Consider the following 23,609-nt stretch of genomic DNA (forward strand, 5'->3'; position numbering starts at 1 on the left):
CCTACCGGTGGTCGCTGCCCGTCGAGTGTGAGGCCGCGCGGCCCGCTTCCAGGCGGGCCACCGGGATGCGGAACGGCGAGCAGGAGACGTAGTCCAGGCCCACCTCGTGGAAGAAGTGCACGGACTCCGGGTCGCCGCCGTGCTCGCCGCAGACGCCGAGCTTCAGGTCGGGGCGGGTCCGGCGGCCGGCCTCGACCGCGTCCCGCACCAGCTTGCCGACGCCGTCCTTGTCGATGGTCTCGAAGGGGGAGACCCCGAAGATGCCCTTCTCCAGGTACGCGGTGAAGAACGAAGCCTCCACGTCATCCCGCGAGAAGCCCCAGACGGTCTGCGTGAGGTCGTTCGTACCGAAGGAGAAGAACTCGGCGGCCTCCGCGATCTGGTCGGCCGTCAGCGCGGCGCGCGGCAGCTCGATCATCGTGCCGAGCGCGAGCTTCAGGTCGACGCCGGTGGACTCGATCACCTCCGCGATGACCTGCTCGGCCTCCTCGCGGACGATCTCCAGCTCCTGGACCGTGCCGACGAGCGGAATCATGATCTCCGCGCGCGGGTCGCCCTTGGCGTTCTTCCGCTCGGCGGCCGCCTCGGCGATGGCCCGCACCTGCATGGTGAACAGGCCGGGGATGACGAGGCCGAGGCGCACACCGCGCAGGCCCAGCATCGGGTTCTGCTCGTGCAGACGGTGGACCGCCTGGAGCAGGCGCAGGTCGTTCTCGTTGGCGTCCTTGCGGGACTCGGCGAGGGCGACGCGCACGGACAGCTCCGTGATGTCCGGGAGGAACTCGTGCAGCGGCGGGTCCAGCAGGCGGACGGTGACCGGCAGGCCGTCCATCGCCTCGAACAGCTCGACGAAGTCCCGCTTCTGGAGCGGCAGCAGCTCCTTCAGCGCGTCCTCGCGCTCGTCGTCCGCGTCGGCGAGGATCAGCCGCTCGACCATCTCGCGGCGCTCACCGAGGAACATGTGCTCGGTGCGGCACAGGCCGATGCCCTGCGCGCCGAAGCGGCGGGCGCGCAGCGCGTCCTCGGCGTTGTCGGCGTTGGCGCGCACCCGCAGGCGCCGTACACGGTCCGCGTACGCCATGATCCGGTGCACGGCGGCGACCAGCTCGTCGGCGTCGTCGGCGCCCGCGTGCATGCGGCCCTCGAAGTACTCGACGACGGGGGAGGGGACCACCGGCACCTCGCCGAGGTAGACCTTGCCCGTCGAGCCGTCGATGGAGACGACGTCGCCCTCCTCGACGACGGTCGTGCCGACCGTCATCCGGCGCCGCTTGGTGTCGACCTCCAGGTCCTCCGCGCCGCAGACACACGTCTTGCCCATGCCGCGCGCCACCACGGCGGCGTGCGAGGTCTTGCCGCCGCGGGAGGTCAGGATCCCCTCGGCGGCGATCATGCCGTCGAGGTCGTCGGGGTTGGTCTCGCGGCGGATCAGGATGACCTTCTCGCCGGAGCGCGACCACTTGATCGCGGTGTACGAGTCGAAGACCGCCTTGCCGACCGCGGCACCCGGCGACGCGGCGATCCCGCGCCCGAGCTGCTCGACCTTGGCGCCGTCGTCGAAGCGCGGGAACATCAGCTGGGCGAGCTGCGCGCCGTTGACGCGCTGCAGCGCCTCGGCCTCGTCGATCAGACCCTGGTCCACGAGCTGCGTCGCGATGCGGAAGGCGGCACCGGCGGTGCGCTTGCCGACGCGGGTCTGGAGCATCCACAGCTGGCCGCGCTCGATGGTGAACTCGATGTCGCAGAGATCCTTGTAGTGCGTCTCAAGGGTCTCCATGATCTGCATGAGCTGGTCGTACGACTTCTTGTCGATCTGCTCCAGATCGGCGAGCGGCACGGTGTTGCGGATGCCCGCCACGACGTCCTCGCCCTGCGCGTTCTGCAGGTAGTCGCCGTACACGCCCTGGTGGCCGCTGGCCGGGTCGCGGGTGAACGCGACGCCCGTGCCGGAGTCGGGGCCGAGGTTGCCGAAGACCATCGAGCAGACGTTGACGGCCGTGCCGAGGTCGTGCGGGATGCGCTCCTGGCGGCGGTAGAGCTTGGCGCGGTCGGTGTTCCACGACTCGAAGACCGAACGGATCGCGAGGTCCATCTGCTCGCGCGGGTCCTGCGGGAAGTCCCGCCCGGCCTCCGTCTTGACGATCTTCTTGAACTTGGTGACCAGCTTCTTCAGATCGGCCGCTTCGAGGTCCGTGTCGACGGTGACCTTCTTGGCCTCCTTGGCCTTCTCCAGCGCGTCCTCGAACAGGTCGCCGTCGACGCCGAGGACGGTCTTGCCGAACATCTGGATGAGCCGGCGGTAGGAGTCCCACGCGAAGCGGTCGTCGCCGGACTGCTTGGTGAGCCCGGTGACGGACTTGTCGGAGAGCCCGATGTTCAGGACCGTGTCCATCATGCCGGGCATCGAGAACTTGGCGCCCGAGCGGACGGAGACGAGCAGCGGGTCGTCGGCCTGACCCAGCTTCTTGCCCATCTTCTTCTCCAGGGCGTCGAGGTGCGCACTGACCTCGTCGCGCAGCGCCGCCGGCTCCTCACCGCTGTCGAGGTACGTCTTGCACGCCTCGGTGGTGATGGTGAAGCCCGGAGGGACGGGCAGCCCGAGGTTGGTCATCTCGGCGAGGTTCGCGCCCTTGCCGCCGAGAAGGTCCTTGAGTTCCTTGTTGCCCTCGGTGAAGTCGTAAACGAACTTCACCCCCTCGGTCGCCTCGGTCGTCTCACTCGTGTGAGCTACGTGGAGATCTTTGTTTTCCGACACGGGTCTCGACTCCTCGAGGACTCGGTGGCTGCCCTGACGGCGAGGAACATACCCAGATCGAAGGCGTGTGGGTACGTCCACTTGCGCGTCATGCGGCCGTAACCACCCGTCCGCCGCTAGATCGAAAGTGACTCAGCGGTAGGGGGACGTGGGCGCGTGCCTTCAACTCTTGAAGACGCAACCCCCGTAGAACCTGCGAAACGCTCAAACGAGCGGAAAGATCTCAGATGTGAGTTCACGTCCTGAATGATCGAGCATTGGCACTGAGTGCCACTCCTTGGAGAAGTGCAGCCGCGCTTTGAGTGCTCATGTGAGCGCAAGGTCTATCAGGGGTGGCGAGAATCACGCTGTCCGAAGCGTCTCCATGTCACCATCCGGACGCTCCCGGTCACTGGGGGAGATGCGGCGAGGCGGGCTTCGGGGTCGCGTCACAGGCCCAGCGCGGCGAGCCTCTCCTCCGCCCGCCGCGGGGCGTACAAGTGCTCCACCACGAGTGTTCCCGCGCCGATCAGCGCCGCGCGCTCGCCCAGGCGCGAGGTGACGACGTCCAGGTGGGCGGTGGAGCGGGGCAGCGCCCGCTGGTAGAGCAGTTCACGGACGCCGGTGAGGAAGGGAGTTCCGGCCAGATCTCCGGCGATCATCAGAACGCCCGGGTTGAGGAGCGTCACCACGGTCGCCAGGACCTCGCCGACCTGCCGTCCCGCCTCGCGCGCAAACCCCACGGCCTCCGGGTTCCCCGCCTCGAGGAGTGCCCGCACATCTGAGCCGGAGGCCGCCGGTATGCCCGCCTCCGTCAGTCTGCGGGCCACGGCGCGGCCGCTGGCGACGGCGGCGAGACAGCCGTAGGAGCCGCACTTGCACAGTGCGTCCGCTCCCTCGGGCACCCGGATGTGGCCGATGTCGCCGGCGCCGCCGTCGATGCCGCGGTAGACCGCGCCGTCCACCACGACGCCCGCGCCGATCCCCGTCGAGACCTTGACCAGGGCGAAGGCGGCGCAGTCCGGGTAGTGGGCGTGCTGTTCGGCGTACGCCATGAGGTTGGCGTCGTTGTCGACGAGGACGGGAAGCTCGGCGAGGTCGGGGAGGTCGGGGAGGTCGGGAAGCCCGGCGAGAGCGGGGAGGCCGGGGAGGTCGGCAGGGATGGGGAGGCTGGTGGGGACGCCGCCCGTGGGTGTGCCCGCGGGCGTGTGTTCGGCGGCGGGGGCGGCTCCGGTGGGTGTACTCGGCTGAGTGTGTGTGGTGGCGGGGGTGGCTTTCGTGGGTGTGCCCGGTTGAGCGTGTGTGGTGGCGGGGGTGCCGCCCGTGGGTGTGCCCGCGGGCGTGTGTTCGGCGGCGGGGGCGGCTCGCGTGGGTGTGCCCGGCTGAGCGTGTTCGGCGGTGGGGGTGGCTTTCGTGGGTGTGTCCGGCTGAGTGTGTGTGGTGGCGGGGGCGGCTCGCGTGGGTGTGCCCGGTTGAGCGTGTTCGGTGGCGGGGGTGGCTTCCGTGGGTGTGTCCGGCTGAGTGTGTGTGGTGGTGGGGGCGCCGCCCGTGGGTGTGCCCGCGGGCGTGTGTTCGGCGGCGGGGGCGGCTTCCGTGGGTGTGCCCGGCTGAGTGCGTGTGGTGGCGGGGGCGGCTCGCGTGGGTGTGCCCGGCTGAGCGTGCTCGGCGGCAGGGGCGGCGCCCATGCGCGTGCTCGGCTGAGCGTGTTCGGTGGCAGGGGTGCCGCCCATGCGCGTACCCGGTCGCGTGTGCTCGGCGACCGCCCGGCGCAGGCGGCCCCGTATGTCGTAGCCGTCCCAGCCCGGCATGATCGGCGGCTGGACGACGCGGCCCGTCCCGGTGTCGACCGGACCAGGTACGGCGAGCCCGATGCCGCAGACCGACGCGGCGGGGTGCCCGGTCTCGCGCAGCAGCTCGCCGAAGCGGGCGCCCAGCTCGTCGAGGACCGCGTCGGGCCCGTCCTCGACGGCGAGGGGACCGGCCCGCTCGGCGATGATCTCGCCGCCGAGGGTGAGCAGGGCGGTACGGGCGTGCCGGGTCTCCAGGTCGGCGGCGAGCACGACGGCATGCGCCTCGTCGAACTCCAGCCGGATCGCGGGCCGCCCCCCGAGCGGCGAATCCACCGGCCCCCCGCCGCCCTCCCGCACCCACCCGGCCCGGAACAACCGCCCGAGCCGCTGCCCCACCGTGGCCCGCGACAGCCCGGTGACCTCCTGCAGCGCCCCGCGCGTGGTGGCCCGCCCCGTGCGTATGAGCTCCAGCAACTCCCCGGCGCCGGGCTGACCGGCGGCGGCCCGGGGCCGGGAGCGGGAGGCGGAGGTGGTGGGGGCGGAGGGCGCCGATTCAGCGGCGGCCGACGCCGGGCCTTGCGCGGCCATGGCGCGCTCCCTGTCGGCGACGCCGTCTCCCCTGCCTCCCATGTACCCCTCCCCGTTCGAACGTGTATCCGTCCGGCGCTCACCGTACGGGCGGTCCCGCCCCGAGCCGTACCTCAGGTCGCCCGACGGGCCCCGCACCCGCACTCCTTACCCGCACCCCTTGTGCTCGTCAACTCAGCGTTACATATTGGGTTTTGCGTACTAAGTAGGCGTAACTCTATGGTGGCCGACCTGGAACTGACGGGACGTCGACAGCCCTCGGGGAGATCCGCGTGGACCGCAGCACGACCACTCGCCCGCCCGCACATCCGCCCGCGCACCCGCCCGCACGCCGCACCACCGATCCGCTGCGGGAGCGCGCGGCCGAGGTGCTGTGGGCCAACTGGACGGGGACGTCGACCGTGCCGTCGCGGGCGCTCTATCCGCACCAGTGGTCCTGGGACTCCGCGTTCATCGCGATCGGGCTGCGCCATCTCTCCCCGCTGCGCGCCCAGTTGGAGCTGGAGACGCTGCTGTCGGCCCAGTGGGGCGACGGCCGCGTCCCGCACATCGTGTTCAACGACGCCGTCCCCCTCGACGCCTACTTCCCGAGCCCCGACTTCTGGCGCTCGACCACCGCCGGCCGCCCGGCCGGCGCCCCCGGCGGCGTGCAGACCTCCGGCATCGTGCAGTCCCCGGTGCACGCGCTCGCCGCCTGGCTCGTGCACCGCGCCGACCCCGGACTGTCCCGGGCCCGCTCCTTCCTCGCCCGCGTCCGGCCCCGCCTCACCGCCTGGCACCGCTATCTGCTGGACGCCAGGGACGCGGGCGGCGCGGGACTCGCCGCCGTGCTGCACCCGTGGGAGCAGGGCATGGACAACAGCCCGTGCTGGGACGGACCGTTGGGCCGCGTCGAGCCCGCGGCACCCGGTGCCTTCCGCCGCGCCGACCTGGACCACGGGGCGCCCGAGGACCGGCCGACCGACGCGGACTACGGGCGGTATGTGCGGCTCGCCGCGGAGTACCGCGACCGGGGGTATGCCGACACCGCCGACCCCGGCGCGTTCTCCGTGGAGGACCCTTCCTTCAACGCCCTGCTGATCGCCTCGGAGTACGCCCTTGCCCTGATCGGGGACGAGCTGGGCGAGCCGCCGGAGCGGGCGCGGGCGAGGAAGGAGCGGGCCCGGGAGCTGACGGAGACCCTCGTGGCCCGCCTGTGGGACCCGGCCAGGGAGCTGTTCCTCTGCCGCGACCTGCGCTCCGGCGAACTCATCACCGAACGCGGCGTCACCGGCCTGATCCCCCTCGTGCTGCCCGCGCTGCCGCCCGGCATCGCCGCCGCCCTGGTGCGCACCGTCCGCGGCCCGCACTTCGGGCTCGGCGGCGCGACCCGGCTCGTGCCGAGCCACGACCTGACCGCACCCGCCTTCGACCCGCGGCGCTACTGGCGCGGCCCGGCGTGGTTCAACACCAACTGGCTTGTGGAGAGAGGGCTCCGGCTGCACGGGGAGGAGAGCTTGGCGGACGGGTTGCGCGAGTCCCTGCTCGACGTGGCGGGCGCGTCCGGCTTCGCCGAGTACGTGGATCCGTACACCGGCGCGGGATGCGGCGCACGCGGCTTCGGCTGGACGGCCGCGCTGACGCTGGACCTGCTGCACGACCGGCGCGGCGGGTTCTCCGCAGGGGGCTCGCGGGAGAAGGGGTGGGGGCATGAGTGAACGGCATCGGCTGCTGGTGCGGGGACGGACATTCGTGGCCGTCGGCACGGGCGGCGACATCAGCGGGGTCGGCGGGGCGCGCGGCGGCGGCGCGGGCCCGGACGGCCTCTTCGTACGGGACGCGCGTCATCTGAGCCGCTGGCAGCTGACCGTCGACGGGGCCGTGCCCGAGGTCCTCGCCCCGGTGGAGACCGCGGCCGCCGTGACCGGAGCGGCGCGCTGCGTGCTCGTACCGCGCGGCGGCCGCCAGGAGCCGCCCGCGTACACGCTCGTACGCGAACAGGCGGTCTGTGACGGCGCGTTCGTCGAGTCGCTGCGGGTCGTGAGCAACCGCCCGGTGCCGACCCGGGTGCGGCTCGCGCTGACCGTGGACGCCGACTTCACCGATCAGTTCGAACTGCGCGCCGATCACCGTACGTACGCCAAGCCGGGCGCCGTCAGGTCCCGGCGGCCGCTCGGCGGCGGCGACGGCGGCGGTGACAGCGGCGACGGCGAGGGCGTGCGGGGTGTCGAGTTCGGCTACCGGCGGGGTGAATGGTCGGCGCGGACGACGGTGACCGCCGACCCCGCTCCGGACGCCGTCGAGGAGACCGGCGGCGGCGCGCGTCGCCTCGTATGGACGCTGGAGGTCGATCCGCACGGCTCGACCGAGGTGGCACTGCGTGCCGCCGCGTATCCGCATGGGGCGGCCGGGCCCGACCTGCCCGACTCGCCCGCCGAGGCGGTACGTCAACTGGAGGCGTTGCAGGCGGACTTCGCGCCCGGCGTCACCCTGCCCACCCGGTGGCCCGCGCTCGCCGACGCCTGCGCGCGGGGCCTCGCGGACCTCGCGGTGCTCCAGGTCCCGGCGACGGGCCCGGACGGCGAGGAGCTGAGCGTGCCGGGCGCGGGAGTGCCCTGGTACCTCACGCTCCTTGGCCGCGACGCCCTGCTGACCTCGCTCTTCGCGCTGCCGTACGTACCGGGCCTGGCCGCCGCGACGCTGCCCGCGCTCGCCGCGACGCAGGCCACCCGGATCCACGGGGGCGCGGTCGCCCAGCCCGGCAAGATCGTCCACGAGGTGCGGCACGGCGAGCTTGCGCACTTCGGGCAGGTGCCGTTCGGCCGCTACTACGGCTCGGTCGACGCGACGCCGCTCTTCCTCGTGCTGCTCGGCGCGTACACGGAGCAGACGGCGGACCTCGCGCTCGCCCGCCGCCTGGAGCCGGCCGCGCGCGCCGCCGTCGGCTGGATGCTCGACCACGGCGGACTCACCTCGCGCGGCTACCTCGTCTACCGCGCGGACAAGGGCGGCCTCGCCAACCAGAACTGGAAGGACTCACCCGGCGCGATCTGCTCCGCCGACGGCAGCCGCGCGAGCGGGCCCGTCATGGCGGCGGGCGCGCAGGGCTACGCGTACGACGCCCTGTGCCGCACCGCCCGGCTCGCGCGGACCGTCTGGCACGACGAGGTGTACGCGGATCTGCTCGCCCAGGCGGCGGGCGATCTGCGGGACCGCTTCCAGCGGGACTTCTGGATGCCGGGGCAGGGCTTTCCCGCGCTCGCCCTGGACGGCGAGGGCCGCCAGGTCGACGCGCTGGCCTCGGACGCCGGGCACCTGTTGTGGTCCGGGCTGCTCGACAAGGAGTACGGCGAGGCGGTGGGCCGGCGGCTCCTGGAGCCGGACTTCTTCTCGGGCTGGGGCGTACGGACGGTCGCGGCCGGGCAGGCGGCGTTCCATCCGCTGTCGTACCACCGCGGTTCGGTGTGGCCGCACGACAACGCGCTGATCGCGCTGGGCCTCGCCCGCTACGGCCTGCACGACGAGGCCCGCACCGTCGCCCACGGCCTGCTCTCCGCCGCCACCACCGCCGGCGGCCGCCTCCCGGAGGTCCTCGCGGGCTACGACAGGGCGGCGTATCCGGTACCGGTCCCGTACCCGCACGCCTGCGTCCTGGAATCCCGCTCGGCGGCGGCGCCGCTGGCGTTGCTCACGGCGGTTGGCGGGTGACGGCCCGACCTCAGTCGTCGATCCCCGACCTCTCCACCCCCGCCACGATCCACCGCTGGAAGAACAGGAAGACCACCAGCAGCGGCACGATCGACACGGCAGCCGCCACGAACAGCTCGTGCAGGCGGATGACCTGCGACGTGGTGAAGGTGGCCAGCGCCACCTGGACCGTCCACGCATCGCGGTCCTGGCCGATCACCAGCGGCCACAGGAAGGAGTTCCACGCGCCGATGAACACGATCGTGCCGACGGCCGCGAAGACGGGCCGGGAGTTCGGGACGACCACACGCCAGTACGTACGCCAGTAGCCGAGCCCGTCCACGCGCGCCGCGTCCTCCAGCTCCCGGGGGAAGCCCAGGAAGTACTGCCGGAAGATGAAGCACGCGAAGGCCGAGAAGAGCGTCGGGACGATCAGGCCGCGCAGGGTCGAGACCCAGCCGAGCGACGAGACCAGGACGAAGCTCGGTACGAAGGTGACGGCGGCCGGGACCATCATCGTGCCGAGGATCGCGTAGAAGACGCGGTCGGCGTGGCGGTAGGGGATGCGCGCAAGACCGTATCCGGCGAGCGAGGCGAGGACGAGCGTGCCGAGGGTCGTCGCGACCGCGATCAGCGTCGAGTTGAGCAGGGCGCGCGCCATCGGCACGGTCGGGTCGTCGAAGAGCTCGGAGAGGTTCGACCAGTGCAGGGTGGAGGGGAAGAAGGTCCAGTCGGGGGACGTGATGTCGTCCTCGGACGCGAGGCCGTTGCGTACGAGGAGGTAGAAGGGGATCAGGAACAGCAGCGCGAGGGCGATGAGCAGTACGACCCGCAGCGCGCGGCCCACCCGGACCAGGGCGTCGTCCATCCTTCTCAGTCCTCCTTCCTGCCGAGGCCGAACCAGCGCGCCTGGCCGACCGTCACCACCGCGATGATCAGCGCGAGGATCACCGCGCCCGCGCTGCCGAGCCCGAGGTTCTGCCCCTGGCCGAGCGCCGTGTAGTAGAGGTAGACGAGCGGCGGGCGGGCGTAGGGCGGATAGCCGCGGGAGTCGGAGAGCAGGTTGTAGAACTCGTCGAAGGCCTGGAAGGCGTTGATGACGAGCAGCAGCGTCACGGCGATCGAGGTCGCGCGCAGCTGCGGAAGCGTGATGTGGCGCAGGACCTGCCAGCCCGGCCGCGCCCCGTCCACGGCCGCCGCCTCGTAGAGGGTCGGGGAGATCCTCTGGAGGCCCGCAAGGAACAGGATCATGTAGAAGCCCGCCTGCAGCCAGAGCCGTACGGTGACGATGACCAGCCAGTACCAGGGCGGTTCCGTGGTCGAGAGCCAGGCGATCTGCTCGGCGCCGAACCAGCCGAGGACGGTGTTGGCGAGCCCGAACCGCACCCCGTTGAAGATCGACAGCTTCCAGACCATCGCCGCCACGACGTAGCTGCACGCCGCCGGGAGGAAGAAGACCGACCGGAAGAACGCCTGCGCGCGGCGGACGCGGTTCACCATCAAGGCGAGCGCGAGCGACAGCACGAAGGTCGTCGGGACGATGAACGCCGAGAAGACCGCGAAGGTGACGAGGCTGTCGGTGAACGCGTCGTTCCGCAGCATCGACGTGTAGTTGTCGAGACCGACGAATGCGTCGGGCGAGACCGTGTTGTGGGCGTCGAAGAAGCTGAGGTACACGCTCCAGGCGAGCGGTACGTACGTGAAGAGGACCAGGCCGAGCGCGAAGGGACCGACGAAGACCCAGAACCACAGGGTGCGGTTCTGGGTGCCGAGCACCCGCCTCACGGCTTCTTCTTGACGCGGTCGAGCTCCGCCCGCACCTCGCGCACCACCGACTTCAGCTCGCTCTCCGGATTCGCGCCGGACTTGATGATCCGGCTCAGCGCGTCCTGGTACGTGGTGCGGCTCGCGGGTGTCCACAGCAGCGGCTCGGCGTAGCCGTACTCGGTGGAGTAGCGCACGGCGTCCGCGGCCGGGCCCTCCTTCAACTTGCCGGCCTTCTTCGCGAGGGAGAGCCTGGCCGGGATGTGGAAGCCGTAGGAGAGCGCGAAGTCCTCCTGGTACTCCGTCCTGTCGATCCACAGCCACTTCAGGAAGTCCTTCGCCTCCTTCTTGTGATCGCTGCGGGCGCTCACGGCGGCGCCGTACGCCCCGACGGGCAGCGCGGGCTTCCCGCCGGGCCCGTCGGCGGGCAGCGCGAGGACGCCGAAGTCGTCACCGAACTCCTTGCGTACGGCGGGCAGCGCCCACAGGCCGCACCACTGCATGGCGGTCAGCTCCTGCGTGAACGCCGACGGGTCCGACCAGTCGGCGGGCGCGCCGAGCAGCAGCGACTTGTCGGCGTACAGCTGGCGCAGCTTGCCGAGGGTGCGGGCGGCCGCCGGGTCGTCGAAGCCGACCTCGCCGTCCTGTGTGACGGAGGAGAGGCCCGCCGCGTACAGCGGGGTGATGCCGAGCGCCCCCGCCCCACCGTCGTTGCCGAGGAAGAGACCCTTGACCGTCTTCGTCGTCAGCGCCTTCGCCGCGTCGACCAGCTCGTCCAGGCTCCGCGGCGGCCGCACGCCCGCGTCGTCGAGCAGGCTCCTGCGGTAGTAGAGCAGGTGCATGTCGACGACCTGGGGGACCGCCCAGATCTTCCCGTCGTACGTCTTCGGGGCGAGCGCCACCGGGTTGAAGTCGTCCTTCACACCGTCGAAGAGGTCGGTCAGATCGACGACCTGCCCGCCCCGGATCTGGTCCAGTGTCGGGCCGTTGACCTCGAAGACGTCGGGTCCGGAGTCGGTCAGCAGGGCCGCGGCGGTCTGCTCGTCGTAGTTCCCGGGCCGCCACTGCACGCTGACGTCCGCCTTCTCGTACGCGGCGGCGTACCGCTTCACGGCCTGCTCGGTGCCCGCCTCGCCGTACTGGTGGTACCACTGCGCGAGCCGCGGGCCCTTGCCGCCCGAACCTCCGCCGCCGCGGCCGGTGTTGGACCCGCACGCGGTGAGCAGCCCCAGCGACGCGCCGGTCCCGAGCAGTGTCCTGCGGCTGATGGTCATACTGGTCGTCCCCCTGCGTGTGTCGGTGTTCCTGTACGTGTCGACGTGTCGGCCCAACGATCAACCATGCGCGGTGATTACGACAGACGTGTTGCGGCCGAGTGTCGCCGTCAGCGCCGGGTGTCTCCGTCAGCGCCTCGTCAAGGTCCGCTTCTTCCGTGTATGCGACGCGTCAACGCCGACGCCGCGACCGCGCGGGCCGCCTTACGGTGCCGCACATGGGACACAACAGGACGACATGGGGCGCCGCCCGGCGCGGCGGCGTCGCGCCGGGGGCGGGGACGGGGGCGGGGGCGGACGACACGGTGACCGACCGGAGCCGGGCGGCGCACGTGCGGACCGCCGTCTTCTGCGCGGCGGCGCTCTTCGTGCTCCTGATCCTCCTCGACCTGGCCGACGACCGCAGCGTCGGCGTGGCCGGACTCGCCCTGTGGGCGGGGCTCGCCACGCTGCTGTACGTGGTGCTGCACCCCGTACGGGTGACGGCGGGCCCCGGCTGGCTCGCCGTCCAGGGCCTCGGGCGCCGCAGGCACGTCTGCACCGGTCTGCTGACCGCCGTGCGCTACAGCGAGGGCGTCGCCGCGCGCCTGGTCCTGTGCGACTCACTCGGCAACCGCGTCGAACTCGACCCGCAGATCCTCATCGACAACCCGCTGCTGCTCCACCGCCTTGACCGCGGCGCCCGCTACGCGCGCGAGGCGGGACTGCTCAGAACGGGCTGCGCCGAACTGCGGCGACTGACGACACGTGTGGACGGGGCGGCGGCGCGGGGCGTGTTCGAGGCGTCGGATCTGCGGTAGGCGAGGGGAGCGGGGCCTGCGGTAGGGGGAGGGCGGCACCGGCTCCCGGTCGAGGCGCTGGTCGAGGCGCTGGACGAGGCGCTGGACGAGGCGCCGGACGAGGCGGGTGCGGAGGAGCGGCTCGTGGTGGGTGGGCGTCCGGGCTGCCGCCGGCGGGGCGGTGGCGTGGGTCGCTCGTGGCGGCGAACGCGGGCCGCCCATGGCGGTGAACACAGGCCAGGGGGACCTTCGGCTCTGGATGAGGGTGGGGCGGGTGGGAAGACTGGGGCTATGGACATCGCCACCCGCGCCGACCTCGACGTACTGCTCCGCCGCTTCTACGCGGCCGCGTTCGCCGACCCGCTGATCGGGCCGTTCTTCACGGAGATCGCCGGGACCGACCTTGATGTCCACCTGCCGCGCATCACCGACTTCTGGGAGCGCGCGCTCTGGCGCACCGCCGACTACCGCCGCGACGCCTTCGCCCCGCACGCCGCCCTGCACGCGGCGCGCCCGCTCACCGCCGAGCACTTCGGCCGCTGGGTGCAGCTGTGGCACGCCGCGGTCGACGGGCTGCACCACGGCCCGGACGCGGACCGCGCGAAGGCGCAGGGGGAGCGGATCGCGCTCGCCATGCTGCGGCGCGTCGGCGGCAAGGACGCGTCCACCGCCGGGGACGGCCCCGGCTTCGTCCCGCTGGCGGCGGTGGAACTGCGTACAGCCGCATAGGGCCGCATAGGGCCGCGTACGGACCGGATCAGGCCGCCGCGCCTCCGTCTATGACCAGGTCCGCGCCGACCACGGAGCCGGATTCGTCCGACGCCAGGTACAGCACGGCCGCGGCGACCTCCTCGGTCGTCGAGACCCGGCCCAGCGGCGTCTGCTCCTTCATACGCGCCGCCCGGTCGGCCTCGGTCTCGCCGGGGCGGAACGACATGGAGGTGTCGGAGGAGCCCGGGCTGACGGTGTTGATGCGGACCCCGTCCCGGATGTGCTCCGCGGCGGCCGCGCGGCTCAGCGCGGAGACGGCCGCCTTGGTCGCCCCGTAGGCGGCCGTGCCGGGGACGCTCGTGTGGGCGCCCAGGGTCGAGCCGATGTTGACGATCGCGCCGCCCGCGGCCTGCGTGCGCATCTGCCGGACCTCGGCCTGGAGGGCCAGCAGGACGCCGGTGACGTTGATGTCGAGCATCGTGCGCCAGTCCTCCTCGGGCAGCTCGGCGACCGGCTGCCCGGCACGCAGGACGCCCGCGTTGTTGACGGCCACGTCCAGGGAGCCGAAGCGGTCCACGGCCGCGGCGACCAGGCCGGCGAGGTCCGCCGAGCGCGAGACGTCGGCGGTGACGGCGAGGGCGGTGCCGCCGGCGCCCTCGATGAGCGCGACGGTCTCCTTCAGGGAGGCTTCGGTGCGCCCGGCCACGACCACGTTCGCCCCCTCGGCGGCGAACGCGAGGGCGGTGGCACGGCCCAGGCCGGAGCCGCCGCCGGTGACGAGGGCGGTGCGGCCGGTGAAGCGGATACGGGTTGCTTCAGTCATGACAGAGCGCTCTTTTCTTGACCGGTCGGTCAATTATCAGGCCATGGAAAATTGGGCAGTAGGGCATGGAGAGGGAAGGAAGCCGGGCATGGAGGAGAAGGGGGTGGAACCGCTCCTCTACTCAAGGAGCTTCAGCGCCTGCTCCACCGCGTCCCGCACCCGCGCCGGATCCCCGGACACCTTGCCGACCACGCGCAGCCCCTGCATCAGGACGAGCAGCATGCGGGCGAGCGTCAGCGGATCGCGGTCCTCGGGCAGCTCGCCCTGGGCCCGCGCCCGGACCAGCGCGGAGTGCAGCAGGGTCTCGATGTGCTCCCAGTTCCGCTCGACGCGGCGCAGGGCCGCGTCGTCGTGGGGGCCGAGTTCGGCCGCGGTGTTGGTGATGAAGCAGCCGCAGCGGCGGTCCTCCTCCGAGGATGCCTCGCCGCCGAAGCGGCGCACGACCTCGCGCACCGCGGGCAGTGCGGGGCCCGGCTGGGACAGCGCGGCCAGCAGGCGGGGATTCTGGATCTCGGCGTACCGCTCAAGGGCCTTCAGATACAGCTCGTGCTTGTTGCCGAAGGTCGCGTAGATGCTGGCGCGCCCGATGCCGAGCGCCTCGACGAGGTCCGCCATCGACGTCGCCTCGTAGCCGCGCCGCCAGAACAGCTCCAGGGCTGACTGCAGCGCGGCGTCCGGGTCGAATTCCTTGGTCCTGGCCACGAACGAGACTCTACGGTTTTCTGGAACGATCGGTCAAGCAATGCGTACGGGTCAAGTAATACGTACGATCAAGTAATGCGTACGGGTCAAGCGATGCGTACGGGTCAAGCGATGCGTACGGGATGGACGGTGACCGCCACCTCGTCGTCGTCCAGGCACCGCCCCGTCTCCAGGTCGAACCGCTGCTTGAGAAGCGGCGAGGCGACGAACGGCCGGCCGCCCTGGGAGCCGAGCAGGCCCCGGGAGAGCACCGCGGCGCCCGTGAACGGGTCGCGGTTGTCGATCGCGTACGCGCGCCCCTCCCGGTCGAGGAAGAGCGCGGCCTGGCTGCCGTCGGGCAGCAGGGCCGCGAGGCCCCGGCCGGGCGTCAGCCGGGCGCGCTCGCAGACCTCGAACCAGTCGTCGGACACACGGAGTTGCACACGGGTGTCGGGGGTGGAGGGCATGGCGCTCATCGGGAGGCTCCTTCCAGGGGCCGCGGGCTGATGGAGAGCAGGGGCAGGTCCGGCTTGATCTGGTCCCGCTCCGGGACGAAGCCGACCGTCGGGTCCGGCACGCCCGGCGCGTTCACGAAGGAGACGAAGCGGGCGAGGCGCTCCGGGTCGTCGAGGGTCTCGGCCCACTCGTCGCGGTAGTGCGTGACGTGGTCGGCCATCAGCGCCTCCAATTCGGCGCAGATGCCGAGCGAGTCGTGGACGACCACGTCGCGTACGTGGTCGAGGCCGCCGTCGATCCGCTCCAACCAGGCGGCGGTGCGCTCCAGGCGGTCGGCGGTGCGGATGTAGAACATCAGGAACCGGTCGATGAGGCGGACCAGTTCGGCGTCGCTCAGGTCCTGCGCGAGCAGATCGGCGTGGCGCGGCGTGGCGCCGCCGTTGCCGCCGACGTACAGGTTCCAGCCGCTCGCCGTGGCGATCACCCCGAAGTCCTTGGACTGCGCCTCGGCGCACTCGCGGGCGCAGCCGGAGACCGCCGACTTCAGCTTGTGGGGTGCCCTGAGTCCCCGGTAGCGCAGCTCCAGGTCGATGGCCATGCGCACGGAGTCCTGCACGCCGTAGCGGCACCAGGTCTGGCCGACGCACGACTTCACCGTGCGCAGCGCCTTGCCGTACGCGTGTCCGGACTCGAAGCCCGCGTCCACCAACCGCGTCCAGATCATCGGGAGTTGCTCGACCCGGGCTCCGAAGAGGTCGATGCGCTGACCGCCGGTGATCTTCGTGTAGAGGCCGAAGTCGCGCGCCACCTCGCCGATGACGATGAGCTTCTCGGGGGTGATCTCGCCGCCGGGGATGCGGGGCACCACCGAGTACGAGCCGTTCTTCTGGAGGTTGGCGAGGAAGTGGTCGTTGGTGTCCTGGAGGGCCGCCTGTTCACCGTCGAGGACGTATCCCTCGGCGCCGATCGTCGGGGCCAGCGAGGCGATGATCGAGCCGACCGTCGGCTTGCACACCTCACAGCCCTCGCCGCCGCGCGCCGCCTCACGGCCGTGCCCGTCGAGCAGCGCGCGGAACGACGTGATCCGCAGGGCGCGCACGATCTCGTACAGCTCCTGGCGGGTCTGGGCGAAGCAGCCGCACAGCCCCTTGTCGCCGGACTGGGGAAGCAGCTGCCCGATGACCTTCACGCAACTTCCGCACCCCGTACCCGCCTTGGTGCACTTCTTCACCTCGGGCAGCGTGGCGCACGCCTGGATGGCGTCCTTGGTGACGTTGTGGCAGCTGCAGATCACCGCCGAACCGGGCAGCGACTCCGGGCCGAGCGCGACGGGGGCACCCGCGCCCTCGGGCAGCACCAACTGCTCGGCGGGCAGCGGCGGCACGGTCCCGGTGAGGGGGCGCAGCAGACCGTACGAATCCGCGTCACCGACCAGGATGCCGCCGAGCAGCTCACCGCCCGCGCCCATCACCAGCTTCTTGTACGTTCCCGAGCGCGAGTCGGAGTAGACGACGTCGAGGCAGCCGTCCGCCGTGCCGTGCGCGTCGCCGAAGGACGCGACGTCGACACCGAGCAGCTTCAGCTTGGTGGACAGGTCGGCGCCGGTGAAGCTGCCCTCCTCGGCGGCGATGGCGGCGGCCGCTGTCTGCGCCATCTCGTATCCGGGTGCGACCAGGCCGTACACGCGGCCGTCCGCCGCCTGCGCGCACTCGCCGATCGCGTACACGTCCGGGTCGCTGGTGCGGCACCGCTCGTCGACGGTGATGCCGCCGCGCTCGCCGACCGTGAGGCCGTGCTCGCGGGCGAGCTGGTCGCGCGGGCGGACACCCGCGGAGAACACCACGAGGTCGGTGGCGAGTTCGTTGCCGTCGGACAGCTTCATGGCGCTGACCGCGCCGTCCTCGCCCGTCACGATCTCCTGCGTGCCGGTGCCCGTGTGCACGGTCAGGCCCATGCCGGTGATGGTGCGGAGGAGCGCCGCGCCGCCGCCCTCGTCGACCTGGACCGGCATCAGCCGCGGCGCGAACTCCACGACGTGCGTGGCGAGGCCGAGACCGCGCAGCGCGCCCGCCGCCTCCAGGCCCAGCAGACCGCCGCCGACCACCGCGCCGGTCGTGGCGCGCTGCTTCGCGTACTCCTCGATCGCCAGCAGGTCCTCGATGGTGCGGTACACGAAGCAGCCCGTCGCGTCCTTGCCCGGCACGGGCGGCACGAACGGGTAGGAGCCGGTGGCCAGCACGAGCGTGTCGTACGTGAGTGTGCGGCCGGAGCGGGCCGTGACCGTCTTCGCCTCGCGGTCGAAGCTCTCGGCGGGCTCGTCGACGTACAGCTCGATGCCGTGCAGATCGAGGAAGTCATGGTCGGTGAGGGAGAGTTCGTCGGGGGTGCGGCCCGAGAAGTACGAGGTCAGCTGGACGCGGTCGTAGGCGGGGCGGGGCTCCTCGCACAGCACCACGATCCGGTGGCTCGCCGCGAGGCCGCGCTCGACGGCGGCCTCCAGGAAGCGCTGGCCGACCATGCCGTGGCCGACGAGCACGATCGTGGGGCGGTGCTGGGTCTGTGCGGTGTTCGGCTGGGGTGTCGGCATGTCAGCGGCCTCCGATGGGGGTCTGCCCTGCTCGAACGGAGTCGAGAGCTTGGGGATGGGTGAGCAGGTGGAGCAGGGGACTGTCGTCGTCGGGCAGCGGGTCGTCGGCCTCCCAGGCGCGGGCCAGCGCGCCCACCGAGGCGAGGTCGCCCAGCAGGACGCCGCCGACGAGGCGGTCGCCGCGGACGACGACCTTGCGGTAGGTGCCGCGGGTGGCGTCGGCGAGCTGGATGACGTCGTCGTCGGGTTGCGGCTCGGGGTCGCCGAACGCGGCGAGGTCCAGGGGTCCTGGCCCCGCCAGGGTGAGACGGGTGAGCATGCGGCTGCCGGTGTAGGGGGCGGCGCTCTTGCCGGTGCTCGTGCCCGTGCTCTTGCCGGTGCTCGTGCCCGTGGTCCCGTCGGTGCTCTTGTTGGTGCTCTTGTTGGTGCTCTTGTCGGTGAGGGCGTCGGCGAGCGCGTCGGCCTGTTCGAGCGCCGGGGTCGCCAGGCCGTAGACGCGGCCCGCGTGCTCCGCGCAGTCGCCGATCGCCCTGATGTGCGGATCCGACGTACACAGCCGGTCGTCCACGACGATGCCCTTGCGTACGTCGAGACCGGCGGCCAGCGCCAGACCGGTGCGGGGGCGTACGCCGCAGGCCAGGACGGTCACGTCGGTGTCCAGCGCGTAGCCGTCGGCCAGCTCCACGTGGCGTACGGCGCCGTCCGTGACGCCGACGCCGCGCACCCGGCACTCGGTGTGCACCTCGACGCCCAGGCCGGTGAGGTGCGCCCGCACCAGCTCCGAGGAGGCCGGGTCGAGCTGGCGCTCCATGAGCCGCTCGGCCTGCTGGGTGAGGACGACCTGCGCGCCCCGCCGGGCCAGGGCGCGGGCCGCCGAGACACCGAGGAGCCCGCCGCCGATGACGACGACGCGGGTGCCCGGCGTCACGGCGGCGGACAGGGCCAGGCAGTCGTCCATCGTCCGGAAGGCGTGCACCCCGCCCGGCAGCTCGCGGGCGCCGGGCGCGAAGAGGCCGCGCAGGGGCGGCAGGACGGGGTTGGAGCCGGTCGCGAGGATCAGGGTGCCGTACGGGACGACGGTGCCGTCCTCGCAGTGCACGCGGCGCTCCGCGCGGTCGACGCGGACCACTCGGGTGCGGAGGGTGGTGGCCCGGGGGCTCGGCAGGGTGATCACGTCCGCGCCGTAGCGGCCCGCGAGGACCTCCGCGAGCAGGACGCGGTTGTACGGGGCGTGGTCCTCCTCGCCGATGAGTACGGTGTCGGTGCCCTTGGCACCGTCGGCACCACCGTCGGCGACGAGGCGTTCCGCTACGCGGGTGCCGGCCAGGCCCGCGCCGATCACCACTGCCGTGTCTGTCATGTTCAGCAGCCTGCGGGGTGGGTGTTTCCCGGTCGGGGCCGGGTTGTTTCTCTGCTGGAACGGAGCGCTCAGCGTCCGCCGGGTGGTGGTGTGAGGGGGCTGGGCCTGGGCCTGGCCTGTGCCTGTGCCGCCGCTTCGTGGGCGGATGCTCTCCCACCCGCCCGTTCGGAAGTCTCAGGAGATCCTCAACTCTCCGGGCTTTCGTGGACGGCGCGCTCTCCGCCTCCATAAGGTCGCGATCATGCCTGACATATCCCTGACCACGGTCGTCGTCCTCTGCCTCGCCGCCCTCGCGGCCGGCTGGATCGACGCCGTGGTCGGCGGTGGCGGACTGCTGCTGCTTCCCGCTCTGCTGCTCGGGCTGCCGGGCGGCACCCCGGCCGCGCACGCCCTCGGCACCAACAAGGCCGTGGCGATCGTCGGGACGGCGGGCGCCGCCGTGACGTACGTCAGGAAGACCCCGGTCGACGTGGCCATCGCCGTACGAATCGGTCTCGCCGCGCTCGCCGGGTCGATGGTCGGCGCCTTCTTCGCGGCGGGGATGAGCACCGACGTACTGAAGCCCGTGATCATGGTGGTGCTGGTCTCCGTCGGCGCCTTCGTCATCCTGCGGCCCGCCTTCGGCACCGCGCCCTCCGCCGAACCGGCCTCGCCGAAGCGGATCCTCGCCGCGATCGGCCTCGCGGGGCTCGGCATCGGCTTCTACGACGGTCTGATCGGACCCGGCACGGGCACGTTCCTCGTGCTCGCCCTGACCGCCGTGCTCCATCTCGACATGGTCTCCGCCTCGGCCACCGCCAAGATCGTCAACTGCTGCACCAACGCCGGTGCCCTCGCGATGTTCGCCTGGCAGGGCGCGATCCTGTGGCGACTGGCCGCACTGATGGCCGTCTTCAACCTCGCGGGCGGCATGTTCGGCGCGCGCACCGCGCTGAAGAAGGGCAGCGGTTTCGTCCGGGTCGTGCTCCTGACCACCGTCTTCGGGCTCGTGGTGAAGATGGCGTACGAGCAGTGGGTGGCGTGAGTGAGCAGCTTTTTCAGCGCACCGCCGTCAGATGCGCGAAGACCACCACGTTGCCCTGGTAGCCGGTCCGCTTCGAGTACTTCCCGCCGCAGGTGATCACCCGCAGCTCGGGCCGGGGAGCGGCGCCGTACACCTTCTCGTCGGGGAAGTCCTTGGCGTCGTACACCTCGTTCGCGTCGACCGTGAAGACGGCCACGCTGCCGTCCCTGCGTTCGACCTCGATCGTGCGGCCCTTGCGCAGCGCGCCCAGCTCGTAGAAGACGGCGGGGCCCTCCTGGTTGTCGACGTGGCCCGCCAGGATCGCGGTGCCCCGCTCGCCGGGCGTGGTGCCCGCCTCGTACCAGCCCGCGAGGTTCTTCCGCTCGGGCGGCGGCACGTCGAGGCTGCCCTGCCGGGTCAGGCCGAGCCCCATCAGGGGCGCGTCGACGCCGATCGCGGGGATCCGCACCCGGTCGGGCGGGGACGGCGGGAGCGGCGCGGTGCCCGGGTCGGGGCGCTGGGCACCGGGCCGAGTAGGGGCGGCCTGCTCCTCCTGCCCGGCCTGCTCCTCCCGCCCGGCCTGCTCCTCCTGCCCGGTCCGCGCGGCCTGCGCCGAGGAGGGCTGCGGCGGCGGGTGCGACGCGGTGCCGCTGCTCAGGAGCCACGCGCCGGAGCAGAGCGCCACGACGGTGACGGTCGCTATGACGGCGTTGCCGGTCCTCTTGCTCGTACCGGACTCGCGCATATGTCCCCCTCGGGGTCGGTCGGGCCGGGTCCCTCGTCCCCCTCCCCGCCCACGAGGGGACACGGGCCGGGAGGGGGCAGGGGCGGCGGTACCGGTGGACAGCGGAGGGTGTCCGTCAGATCCTGTCGCCTCTCGCCCGGCGATGCAGGAGCCAGGTACCGCCCGCGGCGGCGACGGCCAGGGCCGCCACTCCCGCCGCGGTCTGCACGGGGTCGGGACCGAGCGCGCCGCCGACCCCCGTCTTCACATGTCCCTTGGGATGCGGCTGCGGTCGCTCCCCGGCGGCCGCGGTGGAGGTGATCGTCACCACCAGATCGCCCGCGACCTGCTTGTCCTTCACGGCGGCGCCACCGGCCCCGGAGCACTTCACGACGATCTCGTACGTCCCCGGCTGCGCGGAGGGCGGCACCTCGAACCGCCCCGCCGCGTCCTCGGGGCGCGCGCCCGGCGCCAGGGTGAACGTCCCCGCCCCGACCGCGCTCGCGTCGCCCGTCGCGGTCCCTCCGGGGCCGCAGGCGGTGGTGTTCACGGTGACGGCGGAGCCGGGGGTGACGGTGGACGGCTGGATCTCCAGGCCCCCGACGGGCGCGGCGGGCACGGTTGGTGCGGCCGGCGCGGCGGTGGCGGGGGCGGCCAGGGCGCCCGTCACCGCTACGGCGAGCGCGGTACCGGACAGCAGGCGGGCGTTGCGCATGGTGCTTGTTCCTCCGAGGCCTTCGCGGGACACGGCCCGCGACACCCCCAAGTGCCGCTGCGTCGGTCGAACCCCGCTTTACCGAGGTAAGTGGCACTCGACGGCGCACGCCTCCTGATGAAGCGCCAGAATGCTGCCGAATGGCCGCCTTTCAACCCGGCGAGCCTTACGTTCCAGCAGGTCACCGGCTTCCGACGGCAAGAATCCGAAGAGCGGGCACGGCGGCTGTGAATGGGTGACCCCGCGCGGCGGCTGCGAGTGGGCGGCCCCGGGCGGTGGCTGCGAGTGGGTGACCCTGCGTGGCGGCTGTGAAGGGGGTGCCTTGGCGCGGCGGGCGTAAGTGGGCGGCCCCGGGCGGTGGCTGCGAGTGGGCGGCCACGCGTGGCGGCTGTGAAGGGGCGCCCCCATGCGGCAGCCGTGAAAGGTGATCCTGTGCGGCGGCTGTAAGCGGCCGACCCCGCTCAGGGGCTGCGAGCGGGTGACCCCGCGTGGCGGCTGTGAAGGGGTGACCCCGCGCGGCGCCTGCGAGTACGTGACCCCGCGTGGCGGCTGTGGGCGGGGGGCCGCTCGGTGGCGCGCTCAGATCGTGGACCAGGGCACCTGCTCGTAGATGTCCGCCACCGTCGCCATCAGCTTCTCGTCGACGCCGTACGCGATGTCGTCCACGCGCCGCACCGGGCTGACCCCCCACGCGTTCGTGACGAAGGCCGCCGTGTACGACGGCAGGTCCGCGAGGGTGACGGGCGCGTGCCGGGAGGGCAGCCCGGCGCCCGGCAGACGCGCCTCGATCAGCTGCATCGTGATGCCGGACAGATGAGGCGCGTCCGGCCACACGATCCGCGCGCCGTCGAAGAAGGCGACGTTGGTGACGGCGCCCTCGCTGATCTCCCCGCCGGGGCCGGTGAGCAGCGCGTCGTCGAACCCGGCGCCCCGCGCCAGCTCGCCGTGGCGGGCCTGCCCGAAGCCGCCCAGATGCTTGATGTGGGCGAACGGCCGCTGGTACGGCACGGACATCAGCGACTGCGCCCGGCCCTCCATGCCGACGGGCAGCTCGATGGGCGGCCGCACGGTGACCATGAGGGACGGCTCCCCGTCGGGGGCGTGGACGTAAACACGTACGGACGCGTCATCGAGGACCCCGAGGCCGTCGCTGCCGCCGCTGCCGCCGCGCAAAATGTGCCGGACCGCGCCGCGCACCCGCTCCCCGTCGAGCTCCCGCCCGAACAGCTCGCGCGTGGCCGCGTCGAGCCGCGCCAGATGCCGGTCGATGCCGCGCACCTTGCCGCCCCTGACCTGCATCGCGGTGAAGTGCCCGGTGGTGACGAGGGCCGGCCAGAGCAGGCTCTCCGCGGTGGCCGGACGTCCGTCGATCTCAATACGCTGCACCAGCGCCGGTTTTGTCATGCGGACACGCTACGAGACGGCTTCAGGTTCCGGCGGGCTCCCGGTGGCGCACGGGTCCTCTTCCTCCAGCAGACGGCGCGGCCCCGGTCCGCGCTCGCCCAGCTCGTCCCACGGGTTGGCCAGCGCGCACTTGGCGAGCGAGAGGCAACCGCAGCCGATGCAGTCGGTGAGGTTGTCGCGCAGCCGCTGGAGGATGCGGATACGGGTGTCGAGGTCCGCGCGCCAGCACTCGGAGATCCTCGCCCAGTCCTCGCGGGTCGGCGTGCGGTCCTCGGGGAGCAGGCCGAGCACCTCACGGATGGTGGCCAGCGGGATGCCGAGCCGCTGCGAGGTGCGGATGAAGGCGACCCTGCGCAGGGTGTCGCGGCTGTAGCGGCGCTGGTTGCCCGTCGTGCGGCGGGACTTGATGAGCCCCTCGCGCTCGTAGAACCGCAGGGCGGAGGCGGAGACTCCGCTGCGCGCGGCGAGCTCTCCGACGGTGGCTTCCTTGGCGTCCGGTGCGAGATGGGCGGTCATGCGGTCAGGTTAGCCACGGAACGGGCTTGACCTG

Annotated in this window: 18 protein-coding genes and 2 pseudogenes; 5 read left to right on the top strand and 15 right to left on the bottom strand. The window is 72.3% G+C overall.

The genetic code is table 11. The features are described 5' to 3' along the window. Nucleotide 1 precedes the first annotated feature (1 nt). The 3 genes and pseudogenes from ppdK to ACWDVB_RS28880 form a co-directional block, all read right to left on the bottom strand. Nucleotides 2-2,755, bottom strand: a complete 2,754-nt coding sequence (gene ppdK, locus ACWDVB_RS28870) for a pyruvate, phosphate dikinase (protein ID WP_451513045.1) — start codon at nucleotides 2,753-2,755, stop codon at nucleotides 2-4. A 428-nt stretch (nucleotides 2,756-3,183) separates the two neighbouring features. Beyond that, a pseudogene (locus tag ACWDVB_RS28875) lies at nucleotides 3,184-3,822 on the bottom strand (ROK family protein); the annotation flags it as partial. A 657-nt stretch (nucleotides 3,823-4,479) separates the two neighbouring features. Beyond that, nucleotides 4,480-5,112: pseudogene (locus ACWDVB_RS28880) on the bottom strand (ROK family transcriptional regulator); the annotation flags it as partial. 272 nt (nucleotides 5,113-5,384) lie between these two features. Here ACWDVB_RS28880 and ACWDVB_RS28885 point away from each other — a divergent pair. Both ACWDVB_RS28885 and ACWDVB_RS28890 read left to right on the top strand, forming a co-directional pair. After that, nucleotides 5,385-6,809, top strand: a complete 1,425-nt coding sequence (locus ACWDVB_RS28885; protein ID WP_451513044.1) for an MGH1-like glycoside hydrolase domain-containing protein — start codon at nucleotides 5,385-5,387, stop codon at nucleotides 6,807-6,809. Further along, nucleotides 6,802-8,799 (top strand): amylo-alpha-1,6-glucosidase, encoded by a 1,998-nt coding sequence (locus ACWDVB_RS28890; protein WP_451513043.1) that lies wholly within the window; start codon nucleotides 6,802-6,804, stop codon nucleotides 8,797-8,799. The genes ACWDVB_RS28885 and ACWDVB_RS28890 overlap by 8 nt, the downstream gene beginning before the upstream one ends. 10 nt (nucleotides 8,800-8,809) lie before the next feature. On the opposite strand, the gene ACWDVB_RS28895 is transcribed toward ACWDVB_RS28890, so the two are convergent. From ACWDVB_RS28895 to ACWDVB_RS28905, 3 genes are read right to left on the bottom strand one after another with little or no spacing between them, the layout of a single operon-like run. Continuing rightward, nucleotides 8,810-9,646: a carbohydrate ABC transporter permease gene (locus tag ACWDVB_RS28895; RefSeq protein ID WP_451513042.1), complete on the bottom strand. Its 837-nt coding sequence runs from the start codon at nucleotides 9,644-9,646 to the stop codon at nucleotides 8,810-8,812. A gap of 5 nt (nucleotides 9,647-9,651) precedes the next feature. Beyond that, complete coding sequence (locus ACWDVB_RS28900) at nucleotides 9,652-10,563, bottom strand: carbohydrate ABC transporter permease (RefSeq protein ID WP_451513041.1); 912 nt, start codon at nucleotides 10,561-10,563, stop codon at nucleotides 9,652-9,654. Further along, on the bottom strand, nucleotides 10,560-11,816 hold the full coding sequence (locus tag ACWDVB_RS28905; protein ID WP_451513040.1) for an ABC transporter substrate-binding protein: 1,257 nt from the start codon (nucleotides 11,814-11,816) through the stop codon (nucleotides 10,560-10,562). Before ACWDVB_RS28905 ends, ACWDVB_RS28900 begins: the two co-directional genes overlap by 4 nt. Nucleotides 11,817-12,034: 218 nt before the next feature. On the opposite strand from ACWDVB_RS28905, the gene ACWDVB_RS28910 reads away from it, so the two are divergent. Both ACWDVB_RS28910 and ACWDVB_RS28915 read left to right on the top strand, forming a co-directional pair. Further along, nucleotides 12,035-12,616, top strand: a complete 582-nt coding sequence (locus ACWDVB_RS28910; RefSeq protein WP_451513039.1) for a hypothetical protein — start codon at nucleotides 12,035-12,037, stop codon at nucleotides 12,614-12,616. Between the two features lie 270 nt (nucleotides 12,617-12,886). Continuing rightward, complete coding sequence (locus tag ACWDVB_RS28915; protein WP_451513038.1) at nucleotides 12,887-13,324, top strand: group III truncated hemoglobin; 438 nt, start codon at nucleotides 12,887-12,889, stop codon at nucleotides 13,322-13,324. A gap of 28 nt (nucleotides 13,325-13,352) precedes the next feature. Here the strand turns inward: ACWDVB_RS28915 and ACWDVB_RS28920 are convergent, their stop codons facing one another. From ACWDVB_RS28920 to ACWDVB_RS28940, 5 genes are all read right to left on the bottom strand, one after another. Beyond that, nucleotides 13,353-14,129: an SDR family NAD(P)-dependent oxidoreductase gene (locus tag ACWDVB_RS28920; RefSeq protein WP_451513037.1), complete on the bottom strand. Its 777-nt coding sequence runs from the start codon at nucleotides 14,127-14,129 to the stop codon at nucleotides 13,353-13,355. Nucleotides 14,130-14,246: 117 nt separating this feature from the next. After that, a complete protein-coding gene (locus ACWDVB_RS28925) occupies nucleotides 14,247-14,831 on the bottom strand; it encodes a TetR/AcrR family transcriptional regulator (RefSeq protein ID WP_451513036.1) in 585 nt (194 codons plus the stop codon). A 104-nt stretch (nucleotides 14,832-14,935) separates the two neighbouring features. Continuing rightward, nucleotides 14,936-15,286 (bottom strand): nitrite reductase small subunit NirD, encoded by a 351-nt coding sequence (nirD, locus tag ACWDVB_RS28930; RefSeq protein WP_451513035.1) that lies wholly within the window; start codon nucleotides 15,284-15,286, stop codon nucleotides 14,936-14,938. Then, entirely contained in the window at nucleotides 15,283-17,853 is a 2,571-nt protein-coding gene (nirB, locus tag ACWDVB_RS28935) for a nitrite reductase large subunit NirB (RefSeq protein WP_451513034.1), read from the bottom strand. Before nirB ends, nirD begins: the two co-directional genes overlap by 4 nt. Nucleotide 17,854: 1 nt before the next feature. Further along, nucleotides 17,855-19,213 (bottom strand): NAD(P)/FAD-dependent oxidoreductase, encoded by a 1,359-nt coding sequence (locus ACWDVB_RS28940; RefSeq protein WP_451513033.1) that lies wholly within the window; start codon nucleotides 19,211-19,213, stop codon nucleotides 17,855-17,857. A gap of 241 nt (nucleotides 19,214-19,454) precedes the next feature. Between ACWDVB_RS28940 and ACWDVB_RS28945 the strand changes: the two genes are divergently transcribed. After that, on the top strand, nucleotides 19,455-20,237 hold the full coding sequence (locus ACWDVB_RS28945; protein WP_451513032.1) for a sulfite exporter TauE/SafE family protein: 783 nt from the start codon (nucleotides 19,455-19,457) through the stop codon (nucleotides 20,235-20,237). Nucleotides 20,238-20,250: 13 nt separating this feature from the next. On the opposite strand, the gene ACWDVB_RS28950 is transcribed toward ACWDVB_RS28945, so the two are convergent. The 4 genes from ACWDVB_RS28950 to soxR form a co-directional block, all read right to left on the bottom strand. Beyond that, nucleotides 20,251-20,961: a class F sortase gene (locus ACWDVB_RS28950; protein WP_451513031.1), complete on the bottom strand. Its 711-nt coding sequence runs from the start codon at nucleotides 20,959-20,961 to the stop codon at nucleotides 20,251-20,253. A 115-nt stretch (nucleotides 20,962-21,076) separates the two neighbouring features. Next, nucleotides 21,077-21,655: a hypothetical protein gene (locus tag ACWDVB_RS28955; protein WP_451513030.1), complete on the bottom strand. Its 579-nt coding sequence runs from the start codon at nucleotides 21,653-21,655 to the stop codon at nucleotides 21,077-21,079. A gap of 579 nt (nucleotides 21,656-22,234) precedes the next feature. Continuing rightward, nucleotides 22,235-23,059, bottom strand: coding sequence for an aminotransferase class IV (locus tag ACWDVB_RS28960; RefSeq protein ID WP_451513029.1), 825 nt, complete (start codon nucleotides 23,057-23,059; stop codon nucleotides 22,235-22,237). Between the two features lie 9 nt (nucleotides 23,060-23,068). Then, nucleotides 23,069-23,575: a redox-sensitive transcriptional activator SoxR gene (soxR, locus tag ACWDVB_RS28965; RefSeq protein WP_451513028.1), complete on the bottom strand. Its 507-nt coding sequence runs from the start codon at nucleotides 23,573-23,575 to the stop codon at nucleotides 23,069-23,071. Nucleotides 23,576-23,609: the final 34 nt, after the last annotated feature.

It is taken from the genome of Streptomyces sp. NPDC003379 (assembly GCF_053589195.1).